The sequence below is a fragment of the Amycolatopsis sp. NPDC058340 genome, assembly GCF_042723975.1.
GTDB lineage: Bacteria > Actinomycetota > Actinomycetes > Mycobacteriales > Pseudonocardiaceae > Amycolatopsis.
The window spans coordinates 1-18,068 of record NZ_JBHXIB010000048.1 but is presented as its reverse complement, the minus strand read 5'-3'; the positions used below and the strand labels follow the sequence as shown (position 1 = coordinate 18,068).

The 18,068-nt window shown below is 69.7% G+C and carries 19 protein-coding genes; 8 read left to right on the top strand and 11 right to left on the bottom strand.

The window, feature by feature from the left end; all coding sequences use genetic code 11:
- The first annotated feature begins 55 nt into the window (after positions 1 to 55).
- Complete coding sequence (locus ACFWIW_RS33940; protein ID WP_378372217.1) at positions 56 to 1,288, top strand: hydroxyacid-oxoacid transhydrogenase; 1,233 nt, start codon at positions 56 to 58, stop codon at positions 1,286 to 1,288.
- Entirely contained in the window at positions 1,282 to 1,704 is a 423-nt protein-coding gene (locus ACFWIW_RS33935; RefSeq protein WP_378372216.1) for an acyl-CoA thioesterase, read from the top strand. The genes ACFWIW_RS33940 and ACFWIW_RS33935 overlap by 7 nt, the downstream gene beginning before the upstream one ends.
- Before the next feature lie 104 nt (positions 1,705 to 1,808).
- On the opposite strand, the gene ACFWIW_RS33930 is transcribed toward ACFWIW_RS33935, so the two are convergent.
- The 4 genes from ACFWIW_RS33930 to lanKC all read right to left on the bottom strand — a co-directional run bounded on the left by ACFWIW_RS33930 (position 1,809) and on the right by lanKC (position 8,316).
- Positions 1,809 to 3,539, bottom strand: coding sequence for an ATP-binding cassette domain-containing protein (locus ACFWIW_RS33930; protein WP_378372215.1), 1,731 nt, complete (start codon positions 3,537 to 3,539; stop codon positions 1,809 to 1,811).
- A gap of 163 nt (positions 3,540 to 3,702) precedes the next feature.
- The gene (locus ACFWIW_RS33925; protein WP_378372214.1) at positions 3,703 to 5,379 is read right to left on the bottom strand and encodes an ABC transporter ATP-binding protein; all 1,677 of its coding nucleotides are present in this window, start codon (positions 5,377 to 5,379) and stop codon (positions 3,703 to 3,705) included.
- 213 nt (positions 5,380 to 5,592) lie between these two features.
- Positions 5,593 to 5,736 (bottom strand): SapB/AmfS family lanthipeptide, encoded by a 144-nt coding sequence (locus ACFWIW_RS33920; RefSeq protein ID WP_123798255.1) that lies wholly within the window; start codon positions 5,734 to 5,736, stop codon positions 5,593 to 5,595.
- A 39-nt stretch (positions 5,737 to 5,775) separates the two neighbouring features.
- A complete protein-coding gene (lanKC, locus tag ACFWIW_RS33915; protein ID WP_378372213.1) occupies positions 5,776 to 8,316 on the bottom strand; it encodes a class III lanthionine synthetase LanKC in 2,541 nt (846 codons plus the stop codon).
- 426 nt (positions 8,317 to 8,742) lie between these two features.
- Here lanKC and ACFWIW_RS33910 point away from each other — a divergent pair, with 426 nt between their 5' ends.
- Both ACFWIW_RS33910 and ACFWIW_RS33905 read left to right on the top strand, forming a co-directional pair.
- On the top strand, positions 8,743 to 9,108 hold the full coding sequence (locus ACFWIW_RS33910; protein WP_240596068.1) for a hypothetical protein: 366 nt from the start codon (positions 8,743 to 8,745) through the stop codon (positions 9,106 to 9,108).
- Positions 9,101 to 9,523 carry a hypothetical protein gene (locus ACFWIW_RS33905; RefSeq protein WP_378372247.1) on the top strand — a complete coding sequence of 141 codons (423 nt, stop codon included), beginning with the start codon at positions 9,101 to 9,103 and terminating at the stop codon, positions 9,521 to 9,523. Before ACFWIW_RS33910 ends, ACFWIW_RS33905 begins: the two co-directional genes overlap by 8 nt.
- Positions 9,524 to 9,577: 54 nt before the next feature.
- Here the strand turns inward: ACFWIW_RS33905 and ACFWIW_RS33900 are convergent, their stop codons facing one another.
- The 3 genes from ACFWIW_RS33900 to ACFWIW_RS33890 form a co-directional block, all read right to left on the bottom strand.
- Entirely contained in the window at positions 9,578 to 10,564 is a 987-nt protein-coding gene (locus ACFWIW_RS33900) for an MCE family protein (protein WP_378372212.1), read from the bottom strand.
- Positions 10,565 to 10,670: 106 nt separating this feature from the next.
- Positions 10,671 to 11,054 (bottom strand): PPOX class F420-dependent oxidoreductase, encoded by a 384-nt coding sequence (locus ACFWIW_RS33895; protein ID WP_378372211.1) that lies wholly within the window; start codon positions 11,052 to 11,054, stop codon positions 10,671 to 10,673.
- Between the two features lie 37 nt (positions 11,055 to 11,091).
- Complete coding sequence (locus ACFWIW_RS33890) at positions 11,092 to 11,484, bottom strand: MerR family transcriptional regulator (protein WP_378372210.1); 393 nt, start codon at positions 11,482 to 11,484, stop codon at positions 11,092 to 11,094.
- Between the two features lie 56 nt (positions 11,485 to 11,540).
- On the opposite strand from ACFWIW_RS33890, the gene ACFWIW_RS33885 reads away from it, so the two are divergent.
- Positions 11,541 to 12,497: an SDR family NAD(P)-dependent oxidoreductase gene (locus ACFWIW_RS33885; RefSeq protein ID WP_378372209.1), complete on the top strand. Its 957-nt coding sequence runs from the start codon at positions 11,541 to 11,543 to the stop codon at positions 12,495 to 12,497.
- Here ACFWIW_RS33885 and ACFWIW_RS33880 read toward each other — a convergent pair.
- Positions 12,494 to 13,582, bottom strand: coding sequence for an alpha/beta hydrolase family protein (locus tag ACFWIW_RS33880; RefSeq protein ID WP_378372208.1), 1,089 nt, complete (start codon positions 13,580 to 13,582; stop codon positions 12,494 to 12,496). The genes ACFWIW_RS33885 and ACFWIW_RS33880 overlap by 4 nt on opposite strands.
- Before the next feature lie 140 nt (positions 13,583 to 13,722).
- Between ACFWIW_RS33880 and ACFWIW_RS33875 the strand changes: the two genes are divergently transcribed.
- Both ACFWIW_RS33875 and ACFWIW_RS33870 read left to right on the top strand, forming a co-directional pair.
- Positions 13,723 to 14,919 carry a sensor histidine kinase gene (locus tag ACFWIW_RS33875; RefSeq protein ID WP_378372207.1) on the top strand — a complete coding sequence of 399 codons (1,197 nt, stop codon included), beginning with the start codon at positions 13,723 to 13,725 and terminating at the stop codon, positions 14,917 to 14,919.
- The gene (locus ACFWIW_RS33870) at positions 14,916 to 15,563 is read left to right on the top strand and encodes a response regulator (protein WP_378372206.1); all 648 of its coding nucleotides are present in this window, start codon (positions 14,916 to 14,918) and stop codon (positions 15,561 to 15,563) included. Before ACFWIW_RS33875 ends, ACFWIW_RS33870 begins: the two co-directional genes overlap by 4 nt.
- On the opposite strand, the gene ACFWIW_RS33865 is transcribed toward ACFWIW_RS33870, so the two are convergent.
- The 3 genes from ACFWIW_RS33865 to ACFWIW_RS33855 form a co-directional block, all read right to left on the bottom strand.
- Positions 15,553 to 16,197 (bottom strand): GNAT family N-acetyltransferase, encoded by a 645-nt coding sequence (locus ACFWIW_RS33865; RefSeq protein ID WP_378372205.1) that lies wholly within the window; start codon positions 16,195 to 16,197, stop codon positions 15,553 to 15,555. The two genes, ACFWIW_RS33870 and ACFWIW_RS33865, sit on opposite strands and share 11 nt — an antisense overlap.
- Positions 16,198 to 16,300: 103 nt before the next feature.
- Positions 16,301 to 16,504, bottom strand: a complete 204-nt coding sequence (locus ACFWIW_RS33860; RefSeq protein WP_016330817.1) for a cold-shock protein — start codon at positions 16,502 to 16,504, stop codon at positions 16,301 to 16,303.
- Positions 16,505 to 16,632: 128 nt separating this feature from the next.
- Positions 16,633 to 17,328: an SDR family oxidoreductase gene (locus tag ACFWIW_RS33855; protein WP_378372204.1), complete on the bottom strand. Its 696-nt coding sequence runs from the start codon at positions 17,326 to 17,328 to the stop codon at positions 16,633 to 16,635.
- 59 nt (positions 17,329 to 17,387) lie between these two features.
- On the opposite strand from ACFWIW_RS33855, the gene ACFWIW_RS33850 reads away from it, so the two are divergent.
- The gene (locus ACFWIW_RS33850; RefSeq protein WP_378372203.1) at positions 17,388 to 17,951 is read left to right on the top strand and encodes a TetR/AcrR family transcriptional regulator; all 564 of its coding nucleotides are present in this window, start codon (positions 17,388 to 17,390) and stop codon (positions 17,949 to 17,951) included.
- The last annotated feature ends 117 nt before the right edge of the window (positions 17,952 to 18,068 follow it).

Below are 18,068 nucleotides of genomic sequence, written 5' to 3'. Positions count from 1 at the left end.
CGTGACCTCAGCCACCGCCGGACGTGAAACTGTTTTCACTTACGGGGCGCCGGCCTTGAAGTACGGCACCGGGTCGAGCGATGAGATCGGCTACGACCTCACCCAGTACGGCGCGCGCCGCGTGCTCGTCCTGACCGACGCGGGGGTCGCCGCGACGGGCTGGCCACAACGGATCGCCGAAGGTATCGAGACCTATGGCATCGAAGCCGTCGTCTTCGACGGCGTACACGTCGAGCCGACCGACGTCAGCATGCGGAAGGCCGTCGACTTCGCCCGCGGGCAGGGCGAGTGGGACGCCTTCGTCGCCGTGGGTGGCGGGTCGGCCATCGACACCGCCAAGGCGGTGAACCTGTTGACCAGCAACGACGGCGACCTGATGGATTACGTCAACGCGCCGGTCGGCGGCGGCCGCGCGCCGAGCTCGCCACTGAAACCGCTGGTCGCGGTGCCGACCACGACCGGGACGGGCTCGGAGAGCACCACGGTCTGCGTGCTGGACGTGTTGTCACTGCGGGTGAAGAGCGGCATCAGTCATCTCCGGATGCGGCCGAGCCTCGCGGTCGTCGACCCGAGGCTGACGGTCTCGCAGCCGCCCGAGGTGACCGCCGCGAGCGGGATGGACATCCTTTGCCACGCCGCGGAAAGCTATACGGCCAAGCCGTACACCGAGTTCGACCGGAAGCGCCCGGAGGACCGGGTTCCTTACTGTGGCTCGAATCCGCTGGCCGACATGTTCGCCGAGCAGTCGTTGCGGCTGCTGTCCTGGGCGCTGCCCGCGGCCGTGCGGGACGGTTCCGACATGAAGGCGCGCGAGGCGATGGCACTCGCGGCGACGTTCGCCGGGCTCGGTTTCGGCAACGCCGGGGTGCACATCCCGCACGCCAACGCGTACCCGATCGCCGGGCAGGTGCGGGAATTCCATCCTTCGGGCTATCCGGGCGACGAAGCGATGGTGCCGCACGGGATGGCCGTCTCGCTGACGGCGCCGGCGGCGTTCCGGTTCACCTTCGACGCGGCGCCCGACCGGCACATCCGGGTGGCGAGGCTGCTCGCGCCGGATTACGAATGGCCGGGCGATCTGCGGGATCACCTGCCCGCGGTACTCGGGCAGATCATGCGGGAGATCGGCATCCCCAACGGGATCGGCGCCGTCGGCTACACCGAGTCCGATGTGGACTCACTGGTTTCCGGCACGGTGAAACAACAACGACTGCTGGCGACGGCTCCGCGCGAGGCGTCCGAGGCCGACCTCGCCGTCATCCTGCGGGAGTCGGTGACGCTGTGGTGACCGCCGAGTATCCGCACTGGCAGACGGTTCCGTTGCGGTGGAAGGACAACGACGTCTACGGGCACGTCAACAACGTCGTCCACTATTCGGTGATGGACACCGTGATCAACACCTGGTTGATCGAACGCGGCGGCCTCGACATCGAGACCGGTGAGGTCATCGGGCTGTGCGTGGAATCGCAGTGCAAGTACCACGCTTCGGTGTCGTTCCCGGGAGAACTCGAGGTCGGCCTGCGGGTGGGCCATCTCGGCCGGTCCAGTGTCCGCTACGAGGTCGGGATGTACTCGAAGGAGACGGTGATCGCGGAGGGGCACTTCGTGCACGTCTTCGTCGACAGGAAGTCTCGACGTCCAGTTCCTGTCGAGGGCCTGCTTCGTGCGGCCCTCGAGGAGCTGAAGGGGACCTTCCCCGCATAAATCCGGGCATGGGCGCGCCAGCGCCTCCGTCGAGGGCGGTGGCGGGGGCATGGATGGAACGGTGAAGGACGCTTTCGTCGCATCACATGCGGTGAAAGCGTCCTTCAGCTCCTTTGGACCGGAGGCGCACTGGGCTGGGGTAGCCGCGGCGACCAGGCGTGCATGAGCTGGGCGTAGCGCGTGGACCGGTCCATGAGTTCGAGGTGGGTGCCCAAAGCGGTCTCCTTGCCGTCCATCACCAGGACCCGGTCCGCGCGCAACGCCGACGACAGCCGGTGCGCGATCACCACCAGCACCCCGCCCCGCTCGGCGAACGCCCGTTCCGCGCGGGCTTCGGCGGGCGGGTCGAGGTGCGACGTCGCCTCGTCGAGGATGACGACGCCCGCTTCGCTCGCGTAGACACGCGCGAGCGCGATCAGCTGCGCCTCGCCCGCGGACAGCGTGCCGTGCCCGATCTCGCCGTCGAGTCCGCCCAGCCGCGTGACCAGCGGTTCCGCCCCGACGGCCGCCACCGCCGCCAGGAGTTCGCCGTCCATCGCGGTCTGCGCGAACAGGCCGACGTTGTCCCGCACGGTCCCGGCGAAGACATACGCCTCCTGCGGGATCAGCGCGACCATCCGGTGCCGCAGCGCCGCCGGGACCTCCCGGACCGGCACCCCGCCGAGCAGCACCCGGCCCGCCTGCGGTTCGAGCATTCCGGTCAGGAGCCCGGCCAAGGTCGACTTGCCGATTCCGCTCGGCCCCACGACCGCGAGCCGCTCACCGGGCCGCAGGTGCAGGTCGAGTCCGCGCACCACCGGTTGCGCGGCCGCGCCCCAGCTGAAGGTCAGGTCGCGCACGTAGATCGCGGTCCCGTCGGGTTCGGCCGTGCCGTCGGCCTCCGGCTCGGCCTCGGCGGTCTCGGCGAGCCGCCGCAGCGCGACGATCAGCCGCAGCACCACGGTGCTCGCGGTCGCGGCCAGCCCTCGCAACGCCGGCTGCATCGTCGTCGCCAGGTAGACGAGCGCGCCGAGCGCGGCACCGGCGGTGAGCACGCCGTCCTTGACCATGCCCGGTGCCACCAGCAACGCCAGGAGCAGCGGCACGAAACCGCCGGTCGCGATCACCACCGTTCTGGCGGCCCCGGATCGCGCCACCCGCACGGCCGCGTCGGCTTGGGTGTCGATGGCGTCGTAGAGCTCCAGCGCGGCCAGGGGTTCCGCGCCGCACGCGACGACGTCCCGCATCCCGGACAGCGACGCGCCCGCGACCTCGGCGGTCCGCTCGTCGGCCAGCGCGAGCGCACGCTGACGCCGCGCCAGCGACGGGAGCAGACAGGCGAACACGCCGACCGCGACCACCACCGGGATCGCGACGATCAACGCGAGCGAACCGGCGACGGTGAACAGCCCCGCCAGTGCCGCCACCGTCGTCACGATCATCCCGCGGGCCTGCACCAGCAGCCCGGCCGTGGCGTCGCGTACGACTTCGACGTGCTGGGTGATGCGGGCGACTCCGCTGGCGTCCGGCTGGTTGCGCGGTGGCGCCGGATCGTGCAGGACCCCGCGCACGACGGCGGTCACCAGCGCGTCGCGCAACGGCTCGACGACCTTGCCGAGCTGATGCCACACCAGCCGTGAACCGAACGCGCCGATCACAGCGACCAGCCCGAAGACCGCGAGCCAACGCAGTCCGGTGCCTGGCCGATCCGCGGCAAACCCCTCGTCAACCGCGAGTTCGACCAGGCGACCGGACAAGAACGCGGGCGCGCTCTCCAATACGGAGCACGCCAACAGCACCAAGCCGCCTCGCCACTGCCCGGCCAGTGCCGAGCGATAGAGCCTCCAGACGCTCATTGCGCGCCCTCGGTGCTTGTCGACGAACCCGCGACCGCGATCGCGTCGCCGGGGCGCCCCTTTCCGGCACCTCGCACATCGTGTCGCCTGGGCGCCCCGCCACCGCGATAGCAGGGCCTTCGGCCGGGGCGGGTTCGTGTCGTACTCAAACCGGTTTCGCGATTCACCTCTGCTCCGCCCCCATCCCGGTGAAGACGGCTCGATAGGCCGGATTCCGCCACAGCTTTTCGTGCGGGCCGACCGCCCGGACCCGGCCGTCCTCCAGCCACACCACCGTGTCCGCCCGCGACGCGGTGGCCGCGCGATGCGTCACCACCACCCTGGTCCGGCGGGGCAGCGTGCGTTCGATCGCTTCTTCCACGGCGGCTTCGGTGACCGTGTCGAGGCTGGCGGTGGCGTCGTCGAGGATGAGCACCCTCGGCGCGTGCGCGATCGCGCGCGCCAGCCCGATCCGCTGCGCCTCCCCGCCGGAGAGCGGTGTCTCCCTGAGCGGTGTCCGGTAGCCGCCCGGCAGCCGGACGATCAGATCGTCGACCTGCGCGGACCGGCAGGCTGCGCGAACGGCGGCCTCGCCCGCCCACGAGCCGTAGCCGACGGCGTCGCCGATCGTCGCGCCGAGCAGGGCGGGCCGTTCGAAGGCGAACCCGACCACCGCGCGGAGTTCGTACGGCCGCAGCTTCTCCAGCGGACGGCCGTCGAGCGTCACCGTCCCCTCGTCCGGCGACAGGAGTCCACCGAGGACGTTGACCAGCGCGGACTTCCCGGAACCGGACCGCCCGACGACCGCGGTGAACCGGCCGCCCCGCACGAGCAGGTCGACGTCGCGCAACGCGCCTTCGACGGTGACGCCGCGCAGTTCGAGCGTGCCCCGCCCCGGGACGACGCCGAGTTCACCCGGCTCGGGGACCGGCGACTCCAGCACCTCGGTGATCCGCCGCGCACACGACCGCGCGCGGGAAAGCGTGGTGAGCAAGGGAATCTGCGTGATGAGTCCCATGCCGAGCGCGACGTAGCCGAGGGCCGCGAGGACCTGGCCCACGGTCAGCCTGCCTTCCAGCACACCGAAACCGGCGGCGGCGAGCACCGCGAGCTCGACCGCGGGCAACAGCAGACCGGAACGCCACACCATCCTGGCCTGCGTGCGCCACATCCCGCGACCGGCGAGGCTCAGTTTCGGCAGTGGCCGCAGGACACGGTCGGCTTCGCGGTCGGCGGTGCCCGACGCCGCGATCGTGCGGAGCCCGGCGACGGCGTCGACCATCCTCGCCGCGAGTTCGCCGGAAACCTCTTGATAGGTGAGGACGTCGTCGGCGGTGTTCTTCAGATGCGTGCGGGCGAGCATCAGGCCGAACGGGATGCTGCCGAGGAAGACGAGCGCGAGCCGCCAATCCATCAGCGCGAGCAGCACGACGGCCCCGCCGGAGATCAGCGTGGTCGACCCGAGCTGGACCACGACCGAGGCGACCAGCCCCGCGCCGGTGCAGTCGCCGGTGAGCCTGCTGATCGCGTCGCCGTCGGCGAAGGTCGATCTGGTGCCGAGCGCGAGATAGCGGTCGGTGAGTTTCCGGCGCAGCCAGGCCGTGGCGGACGCGGTCATCCGGGCGGTGAGGATGCCGCCGATCAGGCCGACGGCGATCTCGGTGACGCCGAGGACGATCAGCCAGGAGACCTCGGGCAGGCTGGGCCGCCCGGCGACCACGGCGTCGACCGCGGCGGCGAGCGCGCCGGGCAGGAGCAGCCCCGCCGCCGTCCCGGCGAGCGCGCTGAGGATCAGCGCGATCAGGCGGGGGCGATCCAGCGCGGTCACCTTGACCAGCAACCGATCGGCGGAACCCGCCATCCCACTCCTTAGTCTCGGGTCGGAGGCGAGGGCCCCCTTCCCCTCGTCTCACGCGGTGAAGGGCGCTTTACCCGCGTCGCATGCGGTGAAGGGCCCCTTCAGCCACTCCTCAACACCGTGATCCCAACGAGATGAACCGGAAGGCAAAATGAAGGCGCGGGAGCGGCGCACTTGGCCTGTGCCGCTCCCGCGCCTTCAGTGATCAGCCGTGACTCAGTGGCAGGTCAGCAGGCTGACGGTGCTGTTCGCGCAGGAGGCCAGCAGGCTGAGGTTGCTCGCGCCGCCGTGGCTGCCACCGCCGCCGCCTTCGAGAACCTCGGGGGCTTCCAGGGCCTGCAGGTCGAGAACCAGTTCCATGGTGTTCCCTTTCACTAGTTACCTCTTGGTCCGCCGTCCTCATCGGACGGCAGTTCGGGAGGACAGGAAAGGCAACGCGGCCTTCCCGTCCAGGGTGGCGGCCAAGGCGAGCAGGACGCCCGCGCCGCCGGTGACGACGTCCATCGACAGCCGCAGCAGCTGGTTGCCGGGGAACGCCAGGCCGCCCTTGTACGGCACCGCGTACCAGGCCAGCCGGGAAAGGTGCAGGTCGATGGCGTCGCGGACGCGCCGGTCCGGTTCGTCGCCCATGGCAAGCGCGGTCATCAGCCCGCATCTGCCGAACAACAGCCCGGGGTGGATGACGAACTCGCCGCGGCACGCTTCACGCAGGCCCGGAAGGCTCTTCAACGCCTTCGCGTCCGGACGGTGCTTCGCGAGCTCCTCGGCGACCATGAGGATTCCGGCGCTGCCGACACCCGCGTACGGCAACGTCCGGGTCTCCCCGTCGCGGACCTGCAGCGAGCCGTCGTCGGACTCGACGCATTCCTCGATGTCCCGCTCCAGCGCCTGGTCGGCGAAGGACAGCCAGCCTTCTTCACGGGTGCGTTCGAACAGCCGCACGAACAACAGCGCCGGACCGGACCAGCCGTTGAGCAGCCCGGCGCGGCCGAAATCGCCGGGCGGGTCGGCGATCTCGAGCGCTTCGGCGAGCCGGACGGCGGTGGCGAGGGACTGCCTGCCGAACTCGTTGTCCTTGCGGGCCACCGCGAAATGCAGCTGGGTGAGCCCGATACCGGACAGGCCGCCTTCCAGACCGTGGTCGGTGGTCTGCTCGACCAACCTCGCCGACGCCGCCAAGAGTTTGGTGGCCTCTTGGCGGTATCCGAGCTCTTCGAGGACGTACGCGATCCCGTACAAGCCGTCGTAGAACCCCGGACGTCCCGGCGGATCGCGGCGGATCGAGTCCAGCAGCCAGCGCTCGTGGGCGGGATGCCGATGGCCCTCCCCGTGCAGGGCGTGGAGGACGCCGGCCGCGCCGTAGCCGAAGCACGCCCCGCCGACGCGGAACTGTTCGATGTCGCCGGGGAAGAGCCGGTCGGTGCGCTCGGGGGTCGCGCTGGCGAGGATCGCCTCGGTGATCTGCTTGCGGACCAGCGCCCAGTCCGGTCGTTCCTGGTCCAGCTCGGTGGTGCTCGTGAGCGGCGGCGGGTTCCGGGGCGCGAGCTCCGCGACGATCGAGTCGGCGTAGCCCTCCGGGACGTCGAAACGCTGCTGGACGAAGTCCGCGAGCCCGCGCAGCTTCGCCGGGGCGAGCTCGAGGAGCGTCGTGAGCGGCAGGAAGATCCACAGCTTCAGTACGGCGAGCGCGTACTCGTCGACCTCGAACCCGTTCCGGTCCCTCGGCGCGCGGAAGCCGGGCGCGCCGAGCGCGGGCCGGGTGCCGCTTTCGATGTCGGAGGCCATCTCGAAGTCGATCAAGGAGACGTTGTCGTCGTCCCCGTCGACCAGGATGTTCAGCGAGTGCAGGTCGCCGAAGACGATCCCGCGGCCGTGCACCTCGCCGACCGTCGCCTCCACCCGCCGGACCAGCGCCAGCGCGCGTTCGGTGTACGCGGCGATGTCGGCCTCGGTGGTGTCGCGCCTGGTGAGCGGGTAGTTGCGGGCGAGCCAGTTGCCGAGCGAGACGCCCGGCATGTACTCCATCGCCAGGAAGTGGTGCTCCCAGACGGTGAAGCGGTCGTAGGCGGCGGGGATGCCGTCGATACCCTTCAACCGGTCCAGCACCTCGTGCTCACGGCGGAGGCGTTCGACGGCGTCGACCTCGTCACGGTCCAGGCCGGCGAACGGACGGGCTTCCTTGAGGACCACCCGTTCGCCGTCGGACTTCCGGTCGGCGAGGTACACGCCCCCGCCGTTGGAAAAGTGCAGAGAACTTTTCACCTGATAGGGGAACTGATCCGCGCTGCCGCTCTTGCGAGCTGCGAGATGAGGGGCGAGGAACTCCGGAATCGTCACCCAGTCGGGTACGGAGAAGGTCGGTTCGCGCTTGTCCGGGACCAGCGTGCCGTCCGGTTTACGGACCGCGAGAACCCGCTTGCCGTCCAGTTCGACCCATTGCTCGGCGAATCCGCCGTAGCGGACGTAGAGCGGCCCGGCGCCATACCGAAGATCACTGAGAATGTACGCCCCTGGTTCGCCGTCGAGCTTCGCCGACAACGCGACGAGAACACGCTCGAGCTCGTTGTTGTCAGCTGGATAAAGAGTCAGTAACTTACCGCTTCCGTCACGCGGGGCATATTTGGAATTCCTGGCGAGCAGGGTCGTCCGCGAACGCAGATGCTTGTAGGACACGGCGTGCTCGACACAATGCTCGTGCACCTTCACGAGCACCCGCTCGGCGTTGGCCAAACCTGCGGACACGTGGATTTTCCAGCCCTGCAAGGGAAGGTTTCGAGCAACAGGGTGCAACAACCGCCACACTCCACGCACCCCGGTGCGCCAGCCGTCCCTCGGGGCGGGCAGCAGGGAGGCGAAATCGTCGGCGGCGTCCCCCGTTTCCCGCTGTTCGTCGAAGAACAGTGGATCGGCGAAGCAATACGCTTCGTACCGGACGTCCATCGAACAGCCCCTCCTTGGCACCAATCGGATGGGCCATGTGCACCATCGCGATGCAGAATATTCCACCTGCCGGACCCCGAACGGCCAATCCGCCATATCGGGGGTTCGGATGGGCTGTTCAGGGACGTGAATTCGAAATCTACCGAATGGTAGGGGTACCCAGCGTGAGATCAACTCGGATTCCAACCACCCGGTCGGTGTGTAACAGGAACGAACCGGCGTCGTAATCCCAGGTCGAGGTACAGAAATCAATATTGCGCGACGGAATTGACAGAGCGCCAACCGAGCGCGCTTCGTGATCTATTCACCCGAGGTCTGGACCACTGTCCCGCCCCGTGGCGCCTGCCACGCGGCCTGCCGGTCGCCCGTCGGCGATGATCCGCCCGGAGGTACGTTGTCGCCGGTGGAGCGGGTAAGGAGGCCGACGTGATCACAGGGTTCGCGGTGACCGTCGCGATCTGCGCGACGCTGGTCGCGGTGTGGAGTTTCGTGCAGGCGGCGCGCAAGAAGCTGCCGGACAACGCGCTGCTCGCCGGCCTCGCCGTGCTCGAAGTGCTCCTGGTCGCCCAGCTCGTGATCGGGGTCGTCCTGCTGATCGGCGGCGGCCGCCCCGGCAGCATGGCCACCTATCTCGCCTACCTGATCGGCTGCCTGGTCGTGCTCCCGCTCGGGACCTTCTGGGCGCTGGCCGAGCGCACCCGCGCGAGCACCGCGATCCTCGGGATCGCCTGTCTCGCCATCCCGGTGATGGTGCTGCGGCTGCACGAGGTGTGGGCGGGTGCCAGTGCCTGAAGAAACCGAGGAGAAGACGGTGGACACCGCGACGGACAAGGCCTCCGGCCCGGGACGGATCCTGGTCGCCGTGTACGCGATCTTCGCGCTGGCGGCGACCTCACGGGCCGCTGTGCAGATCAGCACGAAGTTCCACGAAGCCCCGCTGGCCTACGCCCTCTCCGCGTTCGCGGCCGTCGTCTACCTGCTGGCCACGGTGGCACTCGCCCGCCGCGGCGCGGGCTGGTGGCGGGTCGCGCTGATCGCCTGCGGCGTCGAACTGCTCGGCGTGCTGACCGTCGGCACGTTCAGCCTCTTCGACCGCGAGGCCTTCCCGCACGCCACCGTGTGGTCGGTGTACGGGCAGGGCTACCTCTTCATCCCGCTGGTGCTGCCGGTGATCGGACTGTTCTGGTTGCGTAGGGCAAAGCCGTAGCAGGAGAGCGTTGGGCTCGTGAGTGGCAAGGACGGTTAGAACCGTCCTTGCCACTCACGAGTCGAAACAGCCCTTTTCGTTGAGCGGGCCGAAGGTGGGCAGGACCAGCCCGCACAGGTAGCCGTCGATCCAGCGCCCGTTGCCCGCGACGTTGGTGAGCACGCGGATCGCCGGCGCGAACGCGGCGATCCCCTTGGCCAGCGAATCCTGATTGCGCTGGAGCATCGACGTCAGCCGGTCGAGTTGTTCGAGTACCGGGCCCAGTTGCCCGTCGTTGTCGGCGATGATGCCGTCGAGCGCGGTCGCGAGCCGTTTCGAGCCGTCGAGCAGATCCTTGATCGCCTGCTGCCGGGTGGAGATCGCGCGCAGCAGCGCGTTGCCGTCCTGGATCAGCCGCTGGGCCTCGGTGTCGCGGTCGACGAGGGTCTGCGAGACCTGTCGCGTGTTCGCGACGAGCGTCCGGAGCTGCCGGTCCCGGGAGGCGATGGTGCCGGAGAGTTTCGCGACCCCGTCTAGCGCGGAGCGGACGTCGGCCGGAGTATCGGCGAAAGTCGCCGAAATCGTGTCGAAGCTTTTCGCCAGCTGGCCGACGTCGATGGCGTCGACGGTTTTCGACAAATCCCGAAACGCTTCAAGGACGTCGTACGGCGCGGTGGTCCGCCTCAGCGGGATCGGGTCTCCGGGATCGAGGATCGCTTCGCCGCGCGGGTCGAGCGCCAAGTACTTCTGCCCCAGGACGTTCTTGATCTGAATGGATGCGCTCGTGGCGTCGCCGACCCAGGCGTCCTTCACCCGGAAGGAGACGAGCACGCGATCGCCTTCGAGGTCGATCTCGGACACCTTGCCGACCTTCACCCCGGCGATCCGGACGTCGTTGTCGGCGCGCAGGCCGCCCGCGTCGGAGAATTCGGCGGAATACGTGGTGCCGCCGCCGATCACCGGCAAGGCATCGGCGTTGAGCGCCGCCGCCATGCCGAGGGCCATCGTGGTGAGCCCGGCGAGCGCCACCTTGACCGGATCCGCCGCGCCGAAGGACCTCATCGTCTCACCTCGCAGGTCACGAGCGGCAAAGCTTAGGGGCCGCCCTTGCCCATCGCCAGGCGAAACGTTGCACCGATCGGGTGGCAACGTCTGTCCACTGTGGACTCTACGGCTCGTCGGTCCGGACTTCGTAATGGAGTGTCCTGTACTTCTTCAGCCGGTGGAAGAGCGGGACGAGGAAGCCGTGCAAGAGCGGATGTTTCCTCGCCAGGAGGGCGGCCGCGTGCCGCGCCTCGGCACCGTCGAGCAGGCGGACCCGCGCGTTCGCGGGCTCTCCGGTCGGGACGCCGCGGAACGTCGACGGGGTGATCTCGACCCGCGGATCGTTGCGCATCCGCTTGGCCTTCCACGCCGCGTCATACGTCCGGATGTACGCGTGATCGCCTTCGACGGCGATGTTGACCGGCGTCCCGACGGGCGTCCCGTCCCGTTTGAAGGTCTTCAGCAGAATCGTCTTCTGGTCGGTGAACCTGGTGAGCTGCGTAGTCATGTCACTGGGACGAAGCCGCCGCGCGAAACGTGACGCGCTACCGCCAGAGCTCGTTCGCGGTCCCCCGCGCGACATGCTCCTCGTAGACCTCGACCTTCCGGCTGATCAGCTCCAGGCAATCGGCCAGCTCGGCGATCCGGTCGCGGACGGTGTTCTGGTGTTCCCGCAGCAGCTCGAGCCGCTTTTCCTCGTTTCCCGGCCCTTGGCGGACGAGTCCGGCGAATTCGCGGATGACGGCGAGCGGCATTCCGGACGCCCGGAATTTCGTGCAGTTCAGCAGCCATTCGACGTCGTGTTCGGTGTACACGCGGCGCCCGGCCGCGTCCCGTTTCACCGGCGCCGCGAGCAGCCCTTCCTTCTCGTAGAACCGAAGCGCGTGGACGCTGAGGCCCGTCCGCTCGGTGACCTGGCCGATCGCGAGTTCCGTCACCGGACCGACGATAGCGCCTTGACCTAGAGAGCCCTCTAGCTCTTAGCGTCCGCCTCATGATCACCGCACAACACAAGATCGGCTCCGGCTTCGGCGAGCGCAGCACCGCCGCCGAAGTACTGGACGGCATCGACCTCTCCGGCAAGCTCGCCCTCGTCACCGGCGGATATTCCGGGCTGGGCCTGGAAACCACGCGGGCGCTGGCGAACGCCGGCGCGCAGGTGGTCGTCCCCGCTCGCCGTCCGGCCGACGCCGAGGCCGCCCTCGCCGGGATCTCCGGCACGGAGGTCGGCGACCTCGACCTCGCCGACCTGGCGAGCGTCGAAGCGTTCGCCCGCCGCTTCCTCGGCACCGGCCGACCGATCGACGTCCTGATCGCGAACGCCGGCATCATGGCCGCGCCGGAACGGCGGGTCGGCCCCGGCTGGGAGTCGCATTTCGCGATCTGCCATCTCGGTCACCACGCCCTGGTGAACCGCCTCTGGCCCGCGCTGAAGGCCGGCGGCGGCGCCCGCGTCGTCACGGTGGCCTCCTCCGGCCATCACTCGTCGGCGATGCGCTGGGACGACGTCCAGTTCGAACGCGGCTACGACCGCTGGCTCGCCTACGGCCAGGCCAAGACGGCGAACGTGCTGTTCGCGGTGCAACTGGACAAGCTCGGCGCCGAACACGGGATCCGCGCGTTCAGCCTGCATCCGGGCGCCATCCTCACTCCCCTGCAGCGGCATCTGCGGCGGGAGGAGATGGTCGAGCGCGGCTGGATCGACGAGCACGGGAACCAGGCCGACCCGGACTTCAAATCGCCGGAGCAGGGCGCGGCCACCCAGGTCTGGGCGGCGACGTCGCCGCGGCTCGACGGATTGGGCGGGCTGTACTGCGAGGACTGCGACGTCGCCGAGATCGCCGCCGAAGAAGGCGAATGGGTCGGCGTGCGCCCGTACGCGATCGACCCCGGTGAGGCCGAGCGGCTCTGGGAGTACTCCGCCGGCCTCACCGGGGTCTCGATCGGCTAGTTCCAGAACTTGATCTCGGGGTTCTCCGCCACCGGCCCTCCGAGCAGGGGCTGATGCCCGCCGCGCAGGTTCGCGTCGAAGAACGCGGAGACGTATGTCCTGGTCAGCAGCATTCCGCGCTCGCCACCGAGCAGGCCGGGTTTGCTCAGGCCGAGCTGTTCACCGAGGACGCCGACGTCGGTGAAGGACGCGTGCCCGGCCGTCGCGACACTGATCCAGCGCTTCCAGCCGGTGAGGTTCGGCCAGCTGCCCGCCCAGGTCGTGTCGGGCCCGGCCGGGGTGTACTCGCTTTCGCGGCCGAGCAGCAGGAACGGCCGGTCGATCCCGGACGCGGGGATCGGCGACCACAGCCTGCCGTCGAGGTCGGCGCCCGCCCGGATCCGCCGGTCGTCGACCATCGTGGTCGGCGTGCTGTACCCGCCGATGGAATGCCCGGCCATCCCGATCCGCGTCCGGTCGATCAGCCGGAACCAGCGCGACGAAGGCTTGGTCAGGGTGTCGAGGACGAAGGAGACGTCCGCGGAACGGATCGGCGGGATCAGCGTGGAGTCGGATCCGCAGGCGGTGCATCCGGTGACGTGCCCGTCGGGGAAGGCGGTGCCGTGGGATTCGTGGTTGTGGCCGATGAGCGCGACCACGAAACCCTTGCTCGCCAGCTCTTCCGCCAGCCCGGTGAGCGTGGTGCGCGGTTTGCCGAATCCCGGCGACAGGACGACGAGCGCGTGCTTCCCCGGCAGCGGCGGGGCGTCGACCCTGGCGCTGGTCCGGAGCCCGGAGAGCAGGCCGGGGTCGACGTCGGGGAGGCCCGATTCGGTCAGGAACGCCTTGGCCTCGGCCGGGGTGAGGTACGGCCGTTTCGCGCCGAACGGCACCAGCGCGGGGTAGAACATCGACACCATCAGCTCACGCGGCCCGGACGGCACCCAGGGGTCCTGGCGCGAGGAGTCGGTCAGATGCAGATCGGTGGAGCCGACGGGATGCGAGCCGGTCGGCGGCGGCAACTTCAGTCGTGGGGCCGCCGCGGCCGGGCTCGCCAAGGACACCATGCCGGCTAGGGCGACCAGAGCGACGAGAAGCCTTCTCATGAGGATTCCGTTTCTGTCGGGGATCTTCCTGCGTCCAGCTTGGGACCCGATGCCGTGTTCGCGCGTCTGCCGCAGGTCGTATCCCGATGTCTGCCGCGAGAGGGATCCGCGACGCCCCGATCCGGGATTACGCTCGGCCGGTGCTCTCCTTCCTCAGGAACCATCCGAAGGCCGTGGACATCGGGCTGACCGCGCTCGTCGGACTGTCCACTGTGGTCGCGAGCGACGATCCGGAGGGCTTCGACTGGTGGCTGACCTCCTTGGTGTCCTTGGCTTCCCTGCTCGTCCGGCACCGCACTCCCGTGATCACCTTCGTGACCGGTGTGACCGTCTCTCTCCTGCATCTGGTCATGGGCAACGATCTCCGCCCGGTCGACGTCGTGGCGCTGATCGGCCTCTTCTCCGTGGCGGCCTGGGGATCTCGGCGGCTTTCGTTCACCCTGCTGGCGGCGAGCCTGCTGGTCACCGGCGCGTGGATGATCCACGCCGCCGAATCGAATTCGCGGGAACCGGCTCCGGTACCGCCGCGGATCATCATCATCGATCCGCTGGCGCCGCCCGGGCCCAAGGACGACCAGGTGCAGGACTGGGGCGGGTTCCCTGGGATCGGGTTGTCGCTGGCGGTGGCGTGGCTGGCCGGGCTGAACACGCGGCAACGGCGGATCCGCCTTTCGGTGCTGGAACAGCGGGCCGCCGACCTCGAACGCGAGCGCGACACCCAGGCCGCGCTGGCGGTCGCCGCCGAACGCGGGCGGATCAGCCGCGAACTGCACGACGTCGTCGCGCACGCGCTTTCCGTGGTGGTGCTGCAGGCACAGGGTGCCCAAGCCGAGCTGGAGCGGCGGCCGGAACGAACGCGGGAGGCGCTGGACGCCATCGTCGACACCGGGCGGACCGCGTTGGGCGAGATCCGGCGGCTGCTCGGCGCGCTCGGCCAGGAGGAGCCGGATTGGGAGCCCCGGCCCGGTGCCGAACGCCTGCCGCGGCTGGCCGCCGACGTCCGCTCCGCGGGCACGCCGGTCGAGTTCCGGGTCGAAGGCGAACCGCGACCTCTTCCGTCCACAGTGGACCTGGCGGCGTACCGGATCGTGCAGGAGGCGCTGACGAACGTGTTGAAACACGCCGGTCCGGCGGCGTCGGTGACTATCGTGATGCGGTATGAGCCCGAGACGCTGGAGATCGAAGTGACCGACGACGGCAGCGCCGCGGAAGAGCCGTCCGGCTCCGGGCACGGCCTCGAAGGCATGCGGGAACGGGTGAACGTACTGGGCGGCACCTTCGACGCGGGGCCGCGTCCGGAACGCGGTTTCGCCGTCCGCGCGACCCTGCCGTCATGACGATCCGGGTGGTCATCGCCGACGACCAGTCGCTCGTGCGCACCGGCCTGCGGATGATCCTGGACAACGCGGACGACATCGACGTCGTCGGCGAGGCCGGCGACGGCGCGGAGGCCGTCGCGCTGGTGGCGGACCTCGATCCGGACGTGGTGCTCATGGACATCCGGATGCCCGAGATGGACGGCGTCGAGGCCACCGCCGCGATCGCCGCGGCCCACCGGGCCCGTGTCCTGGTGCTGACCACGTTCGACCTGGACGAATACGTCTACGCCGCGCTCCAGGCCGGGGCCAGCGGCTTCCTGCTGAAGGACGCGCTGGCGCCTGATCTGCTCGCCGGCGTCCGCGTCGTCGCCTCCGGTGAAGCCACGCTCGCGCCCACCGTCACCCGGCGGCTGCTCGACCGCGTCGTCACCGGCCTGCCCGCGGCGCCGCCGGACGACCGGCTCGCCCTGCTCACCGGGCGCGAACAGGAGGTGCTGCGGCACCTGGCCCGTGGCCTGTCCAACGCCGAGATCGCCGAGCTGCTGTTCCTCTCACCCGGGACGGTGAAGACGCACGTCGGCCGCATCCTCACGAAACTCGGCCTCCGCGACCGCGTCCAGGCGGTCGTCTTCGCCTACGAATCCGGGATGATCAGCCGCTGATCGCGGCGGGCGTACGCCAGTGCTTGCCGCGCCGGGGCCGCCGGTGCTGGCCACGCCTGCCGAGGTCGCCGAGCGCGTAGGGAGGCCGTGCGGCGAACTCCTCGGCCGTTATGCCCATGCGCACCAGGTACTTGATCTCGCCGCGCACCACCTCGGTGTCCCGCAGCCTGCCTTCCTCGCGGAAGCCGAGGCCGCCGTGCAGCGAGAGCGACGCGACGTTGCCGCCGTACACGGTGACCTCGCATTTGCGGAAACCGCGCTGCCCGAACATATGCGCCAGCAGGACGGTGATGGCGTCCGTGGCGTAGCCGCAGCGCTGGTGGCGCGGGGCGATCCCGATGCCGTAGCCGAACCGGCCGGTCACCGGGTCGGCGCCGATGGTGCAGACCGAGCCGACCAGCATCCGGCCGCGCACCGTCTCGATGCCGAAGTGGATGTCGTCGCCCGCGGACCCCGAGCGGTGCGAAGCCCAATGCCGGTGCCCGCCGCCGATCAGCGGCGTCGCCTCGCGGGCCATGTCACGGTCGAAGCCCATCAGGACCCGGCGGTCCCGGAGGCCGACCTCGCGCAACCGCACCTTCCGCCCGACCTGCTCGGGCTCCAGGGCGGAGCGGCTCACCGTGTCCGGCCGCACGGGTGCTCACGAACGATCACAAGCATGCTCCGACGATATCGGTAGCCGAAACGCCCGAAGGCCCCCACCCGGTACGGATGGAGGCCTTCGGCGTGAGAGAAAGTCAGATGGCGACGACGCGCTGGGCCTGCGGGCCCTTCTGACCTTGGCCGATTTCGAACTCGACGCGCTGCCCCTCGTCCAGGGACTTGAAGCCGGTGCCCTGAATCTCCGAGTAGTGCACGAAAACGTCCGGTCCGCCGTCGTCCTGAGCGATGAAGCCGAAGCCCTTTTCGCCGTTGAACCACTTAACGCTGCCCTGAGCCATACTTTTTTACCTGCTCTTCATAGCGAGTCTGAGCCCATTCGATGCCCCGATCTCGCCGTCCATTGTCGCAGGTCTTGCCCGTTCGCACACGCTGCCGTCCCAAACCGGGTCATTTCCCCAGGTCAACATCAACCTTGGCGAGTCGGCCGGATGGTCAGATCGCCGATTTCGACGTCTTCGGGCTGCTCGATCGCGAAGGCGATCGCCCTGGCGACCGCCGCCGGGTCGATCCCGAGTTCGGCGTGACCGGAGAGCGCGGTGCGGACGTAGCCCGGCGAGATCGACGTCGTCCGCAGGGCGCCGTCGGTGCTCTCCTGCCGGAGCCCCTCCATCAGGGTGCGGACCGCGTTCTTGGTGGCGGCGTACACCGCCTGGGTGGGGACGATGCGCAGGCCCGCCGTCGAAACGACGGTGACGAAATGACCGCTGCCCTGCCTTCGGAACACCGGCAGGGCGGCGGCGATCCCGTGCAGGACCCCCTTGAGGTTGACGTCGACCATCGCGGACCAGCCGTCGACGTCGAGATCGGCGAGCGGGCCGAGCTCGGCGACACCGGCGTTGCCCACGAAGACGTCCAGGCGGCCGAAGCGCTCGACGGCGACGTCGACCAGGGTTTCGAGGTCGCCGGCGTCGGTGACGTCCACCCGCGTGGCGGCCGCCCGCCCGCCGCCCGCCTCGATCTCGGCGACCAGCTCGGCCAGCCGATCGGCGCGGCGGGCACCCAGGACGACCGGCGCGCCGAGCGAGGCCAGATGCCGGGCGGTCGCCTCGCCGATTCCGCTGCTGGCTCCGGTGATGGCGACGACCTTGCCGGAAAGGGTCATGAACATCCTCCGCCTAGAGTGGACACATGTCCGGTTACCCCGACCAGCTTAGCGGACACGTGTCCGCTTCTACCGAGAGCAGCCCTCGTCGCGCGGATGCCCAGCGCAATCGCGAGCGGATCCTCCAAGCGGCGCGCGCCCTCGTGCACGAGCCGGGGGAACTGAAGCTCAACGCGGTCGCGAAGGCGTGCGGCATCGGGCAGGGCACGCTCTATCGGCACTTCCCGACCCGCGAGGACCTCCTCGCCGAGGTTTATCGCCGCGATGTGGAGGATCTGGTCGCCGCCGCTCCGCTGCTGTTGGCCGAGCACCGGCCGCTGGACGCCCTGGCCGCATGGTTCGACCGGGTGGCCGCGTACGCGAGGGTGAAACGCGACGTGTTCGCGGCCGTCGAGGCGGCGACGTGGCGCGACCTCGCCGCCCACAGCCTCGGCCCGATCGGCGAAGCGCTGGAGCTGCTGCTGGCCGCCGGCCGCTCGGATGGCAGCGTCCGCGCCGACGCCGAGGCCCGGGACGTCATCGTGCTCATCGGCTGGCTGTCGCGGCTGGACGACGCGGAACTCGACGCGCGCGGGCCGCGATTGCTGTCGATCCTCGTCGACGGTCTCCGCGCCCAGGCTTGAGCGCGGCGCGTGCGCCCCCGGACCTGGTGCGGATGTCGCGAAAGCCACATTAGGGACAAAACACGTCGCGAAAGTGGCTTTGGCGACACGCCCCCGGACCCCCGGGGCCACCAACAC